General features: G+C 53.8%; 15 protein-coding genes. 12 read left to right on the top strand and 3 right to left on the bottom strand.

Annotated features, from left to right (window positions below):
• The 8 genes from ACEPPP_RS15580 to pqqA all read left to right on the top strand — a co-directional run bounded on the left by ACEPPP_RS15580 (position 1) and on the right by pqqA (position 7,442).
• Positions 1–585, top strand: a complete 585-nt coding sequence (locus tag ACEPPP_RS15580; RefSeq protein WP_374088218.1) for a YdbL family protein — start codon at positions 1–3, stop codon at positions 583–585.
• 3 nt (positions 586–588) lie between these two features.
• Positions 589–1,923 (top strand): 23S rRNA (uracil(1939)-C(5))-methyltransferase RlmD, encoded by a 1,335-nt coding sequence (gene rlmD / locus ACEPPP_RS15575; RefSeq protein ID WP_374088216.1) that lies wholly within the window; start codon positions 589–591, stop codon positions 1,921–1,923.
• Positions 1,923–2,411, top strand: a complete 489-nt coding sequence (locus ACEPPP_RS15570) for a L,D-transpeptidase family protein (RefSeq protein ID WP_374088214.1) — start codon at positions 1,923–1,925, stop codon at positions 2,409–2,411. The genes rlmD and ACEPPP_RS15570 overlap by 1 nt, the downstream gene beginning before the upstream one ends.
• Entirely contained in the window at positions 2,401–3,219 is an 819-nt protein-coding gene (truA, locus tag ACEPPP_RS15565; RefSeq protein WP_374088212.1) for a tRNA pseudouridine(38-40) synthase TruA, read from the top strand. Before ACEPPP_RS15570 ends, truA begins: the two co-directional genes overlap by 11 nt.
• 770 nt (positions 3,220–3,989) lie before the next feature.
• A complete protein-coding gene (locus ACEPPP_RS15560; protein ID WP_374088209.1) occupies positions 3,990–5,978 on the top strand; it encodes a PQQ-dependent dehydrogenase, methanol/ethanol family in 1,989 nt (662 codons plus the stop codon).
• 22 nt (positions 5,979–6,000) lie between these two features.
• The gene (locus ACEPPP_RS15555) at positions 6,001–6,888 is read left to right on the top strand and encodes a substrate-binding domain-containing protein (RefSeq protein WP_374088207.1); all 888 of its coding nucleotides are present in this window, start codon (positions 6,001–6,003) and stop codon (positions 6,886–6,888) included.
• 40 nt (positions 6,889–6,928) lie between these two features.
• The gene (locus ACEPPP_RS15550; RefSeq protein WP_374088205.1) at positions 6,929–7,291 is read left to right on the top strand and encodes a cytochrome c; all 363 of its coding nucleotides are present in this window, start codon (positions 6,929–6,931) and stop codon (positions 7,289–7,291) included.
• Between the two features lie 76 nt (positions 7,292–7,367).
• Positions 7,368–7,442: a pyrroloquinoline quinone precursor peptide PqqA gene (gene pqqA / locus ACEPPP_RS15545; RefSeq protein WP_205434686.1), complete on the top strand. Its 75-nt coding sequence runs from the start codon at positions 7,368–7,370 to the stop codon at positions 7,440–7,442.
• Between the two features lie 373 nt (positions 7,443–7,815).
• Here pqqA and gstA read toward each other — a convergent pair whose 3' ends face one another.
• Positions 7,816–8,424, bottom strand: coding sequence for a glutathione transferase GstA (gstA, locus tag ACEPPP_RS15540; RefSeq protein WP_374088204.1), 609 nt, complete (start codon positions 8,422–8,424; stop codon positions 7,816–7,818).
• A gap of 93 nt (positions 8,425–8,517) precedes the next feature.
• On the opposite strand from gstA, the gene ACEPPP_RS15535 reads away from it, so the two are divergent.
• Positions 8,518–9,135, top strand: coding sequence for a DsbA family protein (locus ACEPPP_RS15535; protein ID WP_374088202.1), 618 nt, complete (start codon positions 8,518–8,520; stop codon positions 9,133–9,135).
• A 583-nt stretch (positions 9,136–9,718) separates the two neighbouring features.
• A complete protein-coding gene (locus ACEPPP_RS15530; protein ID WP_374088201.1) occupies positions 9,719–9,994 on the top strand; it encodes a type II toxin-antitoxin system HicB family antitoxin in 276 nt (91 codons plus the stop codon).
• A gap of 148 nt (positions 9,995–10,142) precedes the next feature.
• On the opposite strand, the gene ACEPPP_RS15525 is transcribed toward ACEPPP_RS15530, so the two are convergent.
• Together ACEPPP_RS15525 and ACEPPP_RS15520 are read right to left on the bottom strand one after the other, a co-directional pair.
• The gene (locus ACEPPP_RS15525; RefSeq protein ID WP_374088198.1) at positions 10,143–11,075 is read right to left on the bottom strand and encodes an ISAzo13 family transposase; all 933 of its coding nucleotides are present in this window, start codon (positions 11,073–11,075) and stop codon (positions 10,143–10,145) included.
• A gap of 13 nt (positions 11,076–11,088) precedes the next feature.
• On the bottom strand, positions 11,089–11,307 hold the full coding sequence (locus ACEPPP_RS15520; protein ID WP_374088197.1) for a hypothetical protein: 219 nt from the start codon (positions 11,305–11,307) through the stop codon (positions 11,089–11,091).
• A 248-nt stretch (positions 11,308–11,555) separates the two neighbouring features.
• Here ACEPPP_RS15520 and ACEPPP_RS15515 point away from each other — a divergent pair, with 248 nt between their 5' ends.
• A complete protein-coding gene (locus ACEPPP_RS15515; RefSeq protein WP_374088195.1) occupies positions 11,556–12,239 on the top strand; it encodes a transposase in 684 nt (227 codons plus the stop codon).
• A gap of 110 nt (positions 12,240–12,349) precedes the next feature.
• Positions 12,350–12,955, top strand: coding sequence for a transposase (locus tag ACEPPP_RS15510; RefSeq protein WP_374088193.1), 606 nt, complete (start codon positions 12,350–12,352; stop codon positions 12,953–12,955).
• Positions 12,956–13,164: the final 209 nt, after the last annotated feature.

Here is a 13,164-nt window from a genome sequence, read left to right as displayed (position 1 = left end):
ATGAAAAAATTTTCGCTGTTCGGCGCGCTGCTGCTCTCCGCCTGCGTCACGATCAATATCTATTTTCCGGCCGCCGCGGCCGAGAAAGCCGCGGATGAAATCATCAAGGACATTCAGAATGTCGCGCCGGCGAAGCCGGAGCCCAAATCGAGCCTGGACGCGGATCATGCCGAACTTTATCGCTGGATCGATATGGCGATCGGCACGTTCATTGCGAACGCCGAGGCCGCCGAAGCCGATTTGAGTATCGACAGCGCCGAAATCCGGCAGCTGCGCGCATCGATGGAAAAACGTTTCGCCGCCTTGCAGCCTAATTACGCTGCAGGCTACATCGGCATCAAGTCCGATGGCTTTTTGACGGTCCGGGAAGGCGCGAATGTGCCGCTGAAAGAACGCAATCAGGTGACCAAGCTGGTCGCGGCCGAAAACAAGGACAGGCAGACGCTGTATCAGGCGATCGCGAATGCGAACGGCCATCCCGAATGGCTGGCGCAGATCAAATCGACCTTCGCCGCACGCTGGATCAGCAACGCCCAAGCCGGATGGTGGGTTCAATCTTCGAACGGAAGCTGGAAACAGAAATAAACAATGGCAGGCAATAGAGCAAGAAAGAAAACCTTACCGGAAACCCCGGTCCGGGTCACGATCGAATCGCTCGCGCATGACGGGCGCGGCGTTACGCATGTGGACGGCAAGGCCGTATTCATCGACGAGGCCCTGCCCGGCGAGGATGTCGAATTCGTTTATACCGAAATCCGCCGCGATTTTGCCGAAGGCAGGGTCGTAAAGCTGATCACCCGCAATGAGGCGCGCAGCGAGGCGGCCTGCCCGCATTACGGCGTCTGCGGCGGCTGCAGCTTTCAGCATGTCGAAGCGGCCGAGCAGATTCATATCAAGGAGGACTTGCTGAAGGAACAGTTCAAACGCATCGGCAAGGTCGCGGTGCCGGAACTCTGGCAGCCCTTGACCGGACCGCATTGGGGCTACCGGCGCAAGGCGCGCATGGGCGTCAAATATGTCGCAAAGAAAAACCGGACCCTGGTCGGTTTCCGCGAACGCCGCCACCCCTATCTGGCCGAGATCGACAACTGCATGGTGATGCATCCTGTCGTCGGCGAGAAAATGATCGATCTGTCCGAGATGATCTCGGGCCTCAGCATCCGCGAAAAAGTACCGCAGATCGAGGTCGCGATCGGCGACGAGCAATGCGTGCTCGCGGTGCGCGTGATGGAACCGCCGACCGAGGCCGACAAGGAAAAGATGCGCGCGTTCGCGCGCGAGCATGGCGTGTCGATCTGCCTGCAACCGAAAGGCCCCGATTCGATCGTGCCGCTCGACGGCGAGCCGGAGGTGACGCCGACCTATGCGCTGCCCGATCAGGCGATCGAATTCAAATTCCGCCCGGCGATGTTCACCCAGGTCAACTATGAGATCAACCGGCAAATGATCAACCGGGTGCTCGACACCTTGGAACTGAACGAAAACGACACGGTGCTCGATCTGTTCTGCGGACTCGGCAACTTTACCTTGCCGATGGCGCGTTATGCCGGCCGGGTCATCGGCGTCGAGGGCGATCAGCCGCTGGTCAACCATGCGAAGGACAATGCCCGCCACAACGACATCGAGAATGTCGAATTCTACGCGGCCGACCTCAGCAAGGACGTCTCGGACCAGCCCTGGTTCAACCGCAAATACAACAAGATCCTGCTCGACCCGTCGCGGGCCGGCGCCTCCGAAGTGCTGAAGTATTTCAAGAAATGGCAGCCGGAAAAGATCGTCTATGTATCCTGCAACCCGTCGACCCTGGCGCGCGATGCGGGCATCCTGGTCAACGAACTCGGCTACAAGCTGGTCAAGGCCGGAGTGATGGACATGTTCCCGCAGACCGGGCATGTCGAATCGATGGCCCTTTTTGTTAAATAATGGCCGATTCTTACCTCGACGTTTCGATCGCCAAGCAATGTATGGCGCTGATCGAAAACGGCCGCCCCTTGAAAACCTATCCGGTCTCGACCGCCAAGAACGGCCCCGGCGAGCAGAAAGGCAGCGAATGCACGCCAAGAGGCTGGCATAGAGTCCGCGCGAAAATCGGCCGGGGTGAACCGATCCATACCGTGTTCAAGGGCCGCCGTCCGACCGGCGAAATCTACAGCCCCGAACTCGGCCGGCTTAACCCCGAGCGCGACTGGATTCTGACCCGCATCCTCTGGCTCGGCGGTCTCGAACCCGGCCGTAACCGTTACCGCGAAGTCGACAGCGCCTGGCGCTATATCTACATCCACGGCACGCCGGATGAACTGATGCGGGGCAGCCCCGAGTCGCACGGCTGCATCAGGATGTTCAATGCCGATGTGCTGGAATTGTTCGACCGCGTCGAGGCGGGAATCAAAGTTTATATCCATGAAGACTAATTACCGCCGCATCGCCCTCGGCGTCGAATACGACGGCAGCGCTTTTTGCGGCTGGCAGGCTCAAGCCGAAAAGCGCAGCATTCAATCCACGCTGGAGCTGGCGCTGGCGAAAGTCGCAAACGAACCGGTCACCGTGATTTGCGCGGGCCGGACCGACGCCGGCGTGCATGCCTTCGAACAGGTCGTGCATTTCGACACGACCGCCGACCGGGAACCGTATTCCTGGGTCATGGGCGGCAATACCCATCTACCCGACGACGTGCGCATCCTCTGGGCCAAGCCGGCGATCGGCGACTTTCACGCGCGCTACAGCGCGATCGCCCGCTTCTACCGCTACATCATCCTGAACCGGCCGGTCAAGTCGGCGCTGACACCGACGCAAACGACCTGGTGCTATAACTCTTTAGACGCAGACAAGATGCATCGGGCAGCGCAATCCCTGATCGGCCACCACGATTTTTCCTCGTTCCGCGCCCAAGGCTGCCAATCCAAGAGCCCTTTCCGGCAAGTGCATTTCGTCGAGGTGACCCGCGAGGGCGACCGCGTGATCATGGACATCGCCGCGAATGCGTTTTTGCATCACATGGTCCGCAATATCGCCGGCACCCTGATCGCGATCGGGGCCGGCAAGCAGCCGGTCGACTGGACGCGGGAACTGCTGTCGGTCAAGAAGCGCGCCCTGGCCGGCATCACGGCGCCACCGCACGGCCTGTATCTGGGCGGCGTTTTCTATCCCGCAGGCTATCAACTCGCCAATCACCCGATCTTCGCCAAACTGCCTGCGGATGCGCAAAGGCATCAGGATTGAATGCCTGGTCCCAAGCGGCCGATGGCAATCAGCTTTTACGCATGGCCGGTAATTGACGGCTAAATTCTGGCCTCTCTCAGCCGACCTTTCCGGAGTCGGAACTATTGGTTCCACACCGGCGTCGCGGATTGCGGTTCCTCTCCTTTCTGCATGACAAACCTCCGCTCGCCCTGCAATTTACTAACCAAATCGGCTACGCAAAGACCATCCCCAGTTGAAAAACCAAAATCGACGCCTAATACGTATTAAACATCGCGAAGGGTTATCGGATTGAAGCCGCAGCGGCATACCGGGAATACCGGCTACGGCAAACCCTTTCTGACACCTCTACCGCACGCAGTAAAACAAGCCTATTCATCAAGTTGGACGTTGTATCATCTGATTTATTCGCCAGCAATCGAATCATACTTCCGACGCGAGACCTGCAGGGAAATCATCGCGCTTCGCAAGATGCCTCCGCCCCTGAAGGGAAATGTGATAAACCTCACAAGAATATTAGTCTTTAATCTAATTCTAATCAGATCCTAATCCAACTGTAATATAACCACAAGAAAAACGGGCTAATCTTTTCTTGCTTCACTTGCAATTCAGACGCCATTTGGAAATTGCATGCTGGAGCACTATGCGAGTCGGAACGACTGAGCCTTAAGCGTTCATGAATAAGTTTGTAACGCAGTTAATAATCAGTTTTTTATTTTATTCAAACATTATTTTATACATTATAAAGGCTTACCTTTCCGATCTTTCACTTTTCTGAGGAGACCCCATTGATGACAGTCAAAAATAAGGTTAGATATAACAAAGAGCTGCTTCATCGCTCAAACGCACGGCCAACACCGATTTACGCGGGCGTAACGCTGGCGCTGATGCTCGGAGGCGGAGCCATGTCGGTAGAGACCGCATCGGCAGATGTCGCTACTGCGGCGGCCGCCACAAATAACTGGACCACCGCCGGTGGAACGCTTCAAGGCACCCGTTATAGCGCTCTCAGCGACATTACCCGCCAAAATGTCGGCTCGCTGAAAGAAAAATTCTCGTTCAAGACAGAGGCCAGTGGCAGCCACATGGGCGAGCCGCTCGTCGTTGGCTCGATGCTCTATGTCGTCACCCCCTATCCTAACAAACTCATCGCCTATGATCTCGCTAAGGGTGAGCGCAAATGGACCTACGAACCCGGCGTAAGCGAATACGCGAAGGGCGTCAACTGCTGCGACGCGATCAATCGCGGCGCGGCCTATGCCAAGGGAGCCCTCAACGGCGTAGGCATGGTCGTCTTCAACACGCTCGACAATAAGACGGTAGCGGTGAATGCGGCGACCGGCAAGGCGGTGTGGCAGACGAAGAATGCGGACGAACATACCGGCGTCACGATGGCAGGCGCGCCGATTATTGCCGAAAACAGGGTGTTCGTCGGCAGCGTCAGCGGCGAAATGGGAATTCCAGGCTGGATCCAGGCGCTCGATCTCGATACCGGCAAAAAACTGTGGCGGGCCTATAACACCGGGCCGGACATCGACCCCGACGCCTCCCATTTGGAACCCAACCGGTTTGAAGTCAAGATTAATAACGATCCGTCGAAAACAGATATTCCCTTGTTTAGCCCCTTTTACGCCAAGGATAAAGGCGAAAATCTGGCCACAGAGAAGACCTGGTCGGGAAGTACGTCCTATAAGCAAGGCGGCAGCTCCGTCTGGGCATATTTGACCTACGATCCAGCCACCAAAACGCTTTTCTATGGCACCAGCCAGCCCGGTGTCTGGAACCCTGACATGCGCTGCGACAAACAGAAATACATTAACGACCCGCAAACGCAAAGCTGTGATAACAAGTGGGGTGCCTCGATCTTCGCCAGGGACCCATTCACGGGCTATGCGAAATGGGCTTATCAGGTCACCCCGTTCGACAATTGGGACTATGACTCAATCAGCGAGAACATCGCAGTGGATCAAAAGGTGGATGGGGTCGATCGCCAGCTTCTGGTCCATTTCGACAAGAACGGTTTTGCCTATACCTTCGACCGGGTGACGGGCCAGATTCTAAACGCGCCCAAATTTGTCGACGACCAAAACGTAAACTGGGCGAGCGGGATCGATAAAGAAGGTAAGCCGTTAGTCAACTCAGACAAGCTCACCCACCAGGGCGAATTGGTAGAGGACATCTGTCCGTCAGCATTGGGTGCAAAAGGATGGGAGCCCGGCGCCTTCTCGCCCAAGACGGGTTTGTTTTATATGCCTACGTTTAACCTGTGCATGAGCATGCACATGTTACAAGCCGATTTTGTTGCTGGCGCCCCATTCATGGGCATGGATATGGGGATGGGCCCCGGCCATGCTCGCGTGGATGAAGATCGTGCGAAACTCAACCCGACTCTTAAAATCGGCGACCCATTCCTGAGCGAGTTGATCGCCTGGGATGCCGCAACAGGCAAGAGGGTATGGGCAATTCCGGAAAGCAAAGCCATCTACGGCGGTATCCTCGCCACCGCGGGCAATGTCTCAGACCCCGCTGACAAAGGGCTAGTCTTCTACGGCACCCAGGACAAAAAGTTCAAGGCGATCGATGCGGGCACGGGCGTAAAACTGTTCGAAACCACGTTTGAATGCAGCACCGTCGGTAACCCCATCAGCTTCAAAGGCCCCACCGGCAAGCAAATGGTTGCAGTGTTCACCGGCGTAGGCGCGATGGCCGGCGGACTCGGCGGCGGCGGTAAATGTCTGGGTGACGGCGGCGGTCGGGTCCATGTCTTGGCGCTGCCGTAATAAAGGCAAGGAGAGGCGCAGTATGTCTATGTATGCCGAAAAATCCAAACCCTTACTGAGTGCGGGAGTAATTGCTGCCCTCTTGGTGTTCGCGACATCAGCCGCGGCAGCAAGTGAACTTAGAGTTTGCGCGGACCCGGATAATCTGCCCTTCTCCAATGATAAACAGGAAGGCTTCGAAAACAAGATCGCAGAGCTACTGGCAAAGGACATGCACGCGAAGTTGAGCTACACCTGGCAAAGGCAACGGCAGGGATTCATCCGCCATACGTTGAGGGCGCAGCGCTGTGATGTCGTGATGGGCGTACCCTTCGGCTACGAGCGGGTGCTCTCTACCCAGCCTTATTACCGCTCGGGCTATGTCTTTGTCACGGTAAAGCGTCGCCATATCACGATCAAATCCTTTGACGATCCGCTCCTGCGCGAGTTGAAGATCGGCCTGCATTCCATCGGCAATGACGGCGCCAATTCCCCGCCCGCGCATGCCCTCGCTCGTCGCGGCATGGTCAAAAATGTCGTCGGCTACTCCATGTGGGGCGAGGCTTCGGTGGAAAATCCTCAAGGACAGGTTGTGGATGCCGTCGCTAACGGGGATATCGATGTGGCGATCGTATGGGGGCCGATTGGCGGCTATTTCGCAAAGAAGTACGGCAAAGCGCTGCGGGTGACGCCAGCCCCTGTCGATGCGGACATGCCGGAGCAGCCGATGGCCTTCGACATGGCGCTCGGGGTCAGGAAAGACGATAAGGCTTTCGCCGCCCAGCTGGAAAAAAGCCTCAAAAGGAAACAGCGCGCGATCACGAAGATTCTGACTGCTTATAACGTACCAATCATCAAATCAATTAAAGGAGCAACCGTATCCCCATCAGATAAGGATCGGCCGGCCCCTCATCACCATAACAAGAGGTAAATCGAATATGCGAGTACTACCGAGTATTATGAGCACCGCTATGAGCATTATCCTGCTCGCGGGCGGCATAGGCGCCGCCCATGCGGCGGAGACACCGACACGCACCTGCGTTGACCATCCGGGCATGAACGCAGTCGACAAAGGCCGTCTAGCCTATATGCGGCTGAATTGCTATAGCTGTCATTCTGCGAACGGTCATGGAGGCACCATGGGCCCCAGCCTGATCGGCGAGGGTGAAGAAACAGCCAGCGCCGTCACCGAGGGAAAAGATGGCGGCATGCCTTCCTTCAATAACTCCCTGTGTCCTGGTGACCTTGACAACCTGACCGCCTATATTAATACGCTCGGCACCGGCACAGAGCCGACCTGGACGCATTGGTGGGAGGCTTATCCTAGCCAATAACCGGGACGCGCTGCATGCCGATGCAGCCTATTCCATTAACAAAATAACGAATTTTTTATTTATGAGGCATGCCGTTATGAAATGGGAAAAACCAAGCTACAACGACCTGCGCTTCGGCTTCGAAGTGACGATGTACATCTACAACCGCTAATACGCGGTTAACTCCCTAAACGGGGCCCCACCGCAATGTCAGGGCCCCGTTTTTCATCTTAGGGCTCGGAGACAATATCGGCGACGCGGTAATTTAGCCCATAGGCTGATGATATGAACTCCTCTACTCCCTGCGGACGCGCAAAGGCATTAGGATTGAGTGTTCCAGTTCAAAGTTACCAACTGGAATTATGTAAATCAGCCAGCGGCAATTTCTTTATACATAAACAACAATCGGCCAATTGCGGACCGCTAGGTTGCGGTCGTGAATGACAGCACTTGAATAGATACCTGCCTTCCAGCTTAGCTAAAAATGCTTGATTGCAAGACTTGGCCCTATCTTTTTCTATCTTTTTTGTTTACGCCGGTTGGACTTACCGACAAAGCCCTTCTGCCCGCATTGCCTCTTCCACCGATGGTCTGGCCGCTACCTGTGTGATGTAATCCTGGAGTCTTGACCATTTCTTTAGATCGACTTTAAGTAAGGAGCTCCAATTAAGTACGGTAAAGAGATAGGCGTCGGCGACGGTGAACTGGTCGCCTGTAAGATAAAGCTTTCCGTTGAGCTGTTCTGTCAGATAGTTGAACCGTCGGCCGAGTAGTTCCAACTGATTTTCCCTCCATTCCGCCGGGATTTTGGAGTTGAATAGTGAACCGAACGGCTTGTGGATCTCCGAAGACACGAAGTTCAACCACTCCATCAAACGATAGCGCTCCTTCGTCCCCAGTTTAGGTGCTAACCCGGACTCAGGTTTTTGATCAGCGAGATACTGAAGTACGACGGCCACTTCCGTCAGAACTTCCCCATCATCGAGCCTCAGTGCAGGCACATAGCCCTTGGGATTGATGTTCATGTAGTTCTCTCCACTCTCGGTCTGCTTCCTGGCCAGATCAACCTTTTCCAGTTCGAAGCTGTAGGCTGCTTCACGCAACACAATATGCGGAGCCATCGAGCAGGCACCCGGTGCAAAATAAAGTTTCATTACACTTCTCCTCTTGCTGGAAATAATCTTATTACGCTATAAGGCTCATCGGCGATAAAATTTTGATTACTAATCACTCGCACAGGTTCACTTATGTCTCTTACTCTTTTCTACTTTCATGACCCTATGTGCAGTTGGTGTTGGGCATTCAGGCCTCGCTGGCAAGAAATCGTTGCGGGCCTTCCTGATCTTGTGCGCAGTCAACGCGTTCTGGGAGGCCTTGCTCCGGATACGGATCAAGCGATGCCAACAGATATGCAGGACAAGCTGAGGAGTATCTGGCAAAAAATCCAACAAACGGTTCCCGGTACTCCGTTCAATTTTGAATTTTGGGAAAGATGCGTTCCTCGACGGTCAACTTATACGGCCTGTCGTGCCGTCATCGCCGCAAGGCGACAAAATCCCGGATGCGAAGAGAACATGATCCTGGCGATCCAACAGGCATACTATTTGGAGGCAAGAAATCCTGCCGATAGGAACACGCTGATTGAACTGGCCAATGAAATCGGTTTGGATAGAGCGCTCTTTTCTGCGGATATGGAAAGTCCAGCCGTCCATGAGGAGTTGTTAAAAGAGATTGAATTCACACACAGACTGGAAGTAAAAGGTTTTCCAACACTATTTTTGGAAAAAGAGGGGGTTTTTACCGGCATCCAACATGAATACAATGATGTCAAGGCTGTACTTCATCGAATCAAGCGCCTAAGTTAGTCAATTAGCATCAACAATTTTTTAGTTCAGTGTTATCTCAAAGTGATATAGGGGTACCGGCAAATGCTATTCCTTTTGCGGGTATTGAATACGTGATCCTACATACGTGCTCGCACGTATTTCATCTCGCGCTGATATCCGCTTTAATGTGCCCCAATGGCGAAGCCACTCGACCCAAACGTGCCCCAAAAAGAAGCTGGCTGATCGTTAAGATCGAATCCACTTCTTAGCATGGAGAGGAAAATAGACGATTTTTAACCAAACCACTATAAGCGGACTCGCCTTCATCAAGAACCATTCGCAAGCGCAGATCTTAGCGATCTGAATCCGATAAAATAAAAATAACCAATTTCCACCTCGGTAAGGTGGATCATTAAGTCTCGAGAGAACTCGATAAAATAAAAATAACCCATTTCCACTTCTGTAAGATGGATCATAAAGTCTCGAGAGAACTTGATGCCTTAACAAAGCCGGGCCCCCCCGGCTTTTTTTTATCCCTGTGCAAACGCCACCGAGATCACGATAGAGTCAAATACGGAAAGATAAAAAGTTCAACAGCAAATTTAGACGCAAGTAAATAAAAATGAAATTCATCGCCATTATCCAAGCAAGCAATAAAGGGTTAGCAAAGAATTATTCAGCTTATTGCCCGGATATTCCCGGCTGCATAGCTTACGGACCGACGGAGGAGGAAACCCTGGCCGCCCTGCAGGCAATTCTCGCTCAACAGATAGGACATCTTGAAAAACTTGGAATCGAACCGCCAAACCACCATTGCACCGTTAAAATCTTCGAGGTGGAAATCCGAGAAGAAGAGCAAAATGCGCCTGAATTTGCCAACTTAAACCGCCTGTACTAGCTGAATAAATTGGCCGTGGACGGGTTCACTGTCTTTTTGCAGAGCACAAAGAACGACAGCAGACATGTCTGCGAGACTCAGGTTCGAAGCTAAAACGTATCGATAAGAAGAATTAAGGATTCGCTCAAAAATAACTTCCCGAAATCCCCTACGGAAAAGCCCGATAATTCCAACGAGGAAGATGTTCATCAAAAACAATCCTGATGTTTTCGAGAAAATCCGCGGCGCATTTTTTCCCGGTCTCGTAAACACCCGCCAACACTTCCAGCGTGACCTTCAATCCGGTGGAAGTTCTTGCCTGTTCCATGAACTGCTTGGCAATGGCGAGCGAATGAAAGACGACGCCCTGGCAGGCACGGGTGATGTGCGGAAACAGGCGATGCTCAATCGGATTGTGTTTTGAGCAATACGGCGGATAATGCGCAATGCGAATTTCCAGCCCCAATTGGGTCGCCAGCGCCTGCAACGCTTCCTTGAACACATGGCGATTGGCGGCATTACTGCCGCCGCCATCGCAGAGGATAAGCAACCTGCGCGCTTCGGGATAATGCCGACTGCCGTGGCGTTGCCACCATTGGGCAATACTGGCGCAGCACAATTCGCTGGTATCGTGGCTGGTGTTGAGGTGTATCGTGCCTTCGTTCCTCGCCAAATCATAGAGGCCATGCGGGATCAATTTCCCGCTGCCGGCGCTGGGAAAGTCATGATCCAGGGTGTCGACCGGCGCCTGTGTGTAGGTGTAACCATCGCGGGCGAAATCGCCCAGCAGCTCTTTCTTTTTGGTATCGATGCTGAGCACGGGATCGCCTGCGCGCAGATACGCGTCTTTAAGCCGGGCGATGTTTTCGAACTGGGCATTGCGGTCAAGGTGGGCCCCCAACGCCTTTTTCTTGCGCGCTTTACGCCGACCTAATTTATGTTTTTTCAACAGCTTGCGCACCGTGTTTGGGCTGACCGGCGTCGCTTTCGCGGCCAAGCGCCGACTGATTTCGCCACACGACAGATTCGTCCACAAGACGCCTTCGCGCATCGGGTCGCCGGCGGTGAAGTCCGCCAACAGGCCGAGAAAGTGAGTCTCCAACTGCGCTGATTGCTCAAGCGCCGTTTTCCGGCCCCCACCTTTTTTTTCGGACCCGATCCGCTGCCGGGTCATCGGTCGCGTCGAGTTCCAACTGGCCCCGGCGGATGGTCTTCGGGTCCAGGGCAAATAGCCGGGCGATATAATCAATGCCGCCCTGCCCCAGCTTGGCGGCTTCTATGCCGGCATAGCGGCGCCTATCTTTCTCGGATAGGCTCGCAAAAAGGCGTTGCATTTTGACTTCTATTGCGGGCTCGTAACCGGTCATGTCCTGTTGAGATTTGCGTTGTCGATGACGTGTTATTATCCGCTAATTCGCTTTCATTTAGGGAAGTTGTTTTTGACGAAATCCTAAACACAAGTGGCGGTGCTGTCCTCATAGCCCAACACAATGAAGACGTCAGCAATGACATGATTTCGAGACTCAATCACACAGCTTCAATACCTACTGTCTACGCTTCACGAAGCCTGTTACCAGACCCCATGCAAGACTCGTTTCCGGCTGGCTGGCTAACCTTTGCCGGGAGGGAGTCGAACCCTCTGGATTTCACTAAAGGTTCAGTTATTCACTTCCTCCTTTTCCGGACTTACCCGGACGCAAGCTGGGCCCACACACGCCGTTACTTCGTCGAAGCGGAAGCAGCCATCCCCAATGCGGCACGCGGACCGCAGCAGCCCGCGACACAGTTTATTGCGGCGATTGGCGAACTGTACGCGATTGAGTCCCGGGCGAAAGAACTGAGCCCCGCGCTGCGTGGACAGCTGCGTCAGGCACAAAGTCGGCCGGTGCTGGCCCGCATCGAAGCGTTGCTATTGCAGTATCTGCATGGGGCTTTGCCCAGCAGCTTGCTGGGCAAAGCGCATTACCTGTCGTCACAGTGGCCTAAACTGATCCGTTTCGTCGAGAACGGCGCTTGGCCCATCGACAATAACCTCTGCGAAAACGCGATTCGTCCGTTCGTGGTAGGCCGCCGAAACTGGTTGTTCTGCGACACGGTTGCCGGCGCCAATGCCAGCGCTAATCTCTACTCGCTCATCGAAACGTGCAAGGCCAGTGGCATTGACCCGTATACGTATCTGGTCGACGTGTTCCGGTGTCTACCCTTGGCAAAAACCGCCGACGACTTCGAGACACTACTGCCCTGGCACTTCACCAAGGCCGCCTGACCCCTTCCGATCGCCTACCACCTCGTCACACCAAGCTCAAGGACGTCCTTTAAAGAGCGCTTACTTTTGTTCAGCGCCTGAATAAAGTCGCTGATGTGTTTGCGCCTTTGTTGGAACAGATCCAGCAGGAGCAAGAATGTAGTCACTCAACGCAGGCTTGGCTTATCGACTCGTTCCCCGTCGCGCTGGCCAAGCAGGGCCATCGTTTTAAAGCCAAAGTGGCGCCGGAACTTGCAGACCACGGTTACTGTGCAACCAAGAAATTGTATTATTACGGGGTTCGTATCCATGTCGTTGGCCGATCCCGGGCAGGCACCCTACCCAGCCCTGAGTATATCGGCGTCACCGGCGCCAGTGAGCATGACGGCAAAGTCTTCGATTACATTCGCCCGATCTTGGCGAATAACGTGCTCTATGGTGACAAAGCTTACCAGCGTCCCGATGCGGGCGAAGTGCAGCGTGATCAAAGTCTTAGCGTATTGACGCCGGTGAAAAAGCAGAAAGGGCAGCAAACTTTGGAAGCACACGAGCAATGGCTGTCCACTGCGGTTTCTCGCGTACGCCAGCCCATTGAATCGCTTTTCCAATGGATTGAGCAACAAACCGGCATTGAATCCGCTTCGAAGGTGCGCTCATATCAGGGACTCATGGTTCATGTGTTCGGTAAATTGGCCGCTGCTATGTTTTTCTGGAATTTTTTACGCGTTAGCGCTTAATTCGCATTTAAGTATATGCTGCAAAAGGTATTTTTAAAATTACCAGCTTGCCAATCACTGAAAAAAATTCAACGCAGGTTAACACTTTTGAAAATTCAGAAGCAAGAATAAGAATGGGCTGAATTTTACTTCGGCGGATATTGTCTTAACTTTTGCCTAGCTAGTTGCTGCGGCTGATTGTCTCAAATCAACAATTCAATGTTTAGATT

The organism is Methylomicrobium lacus (genome assembly GCF_041897535.1).
Taxonomy (GTDB): domain Bacteria; phylum Pseudomonadota; class Gammaproteobacteria; order Methylococcales; family Methylomonadaceae; genus Methylomicrobium; species Methylomicrobium lacus_A.
This window is presented reverse-complemented; position numbering and strand designations above follow the sequence as displayed.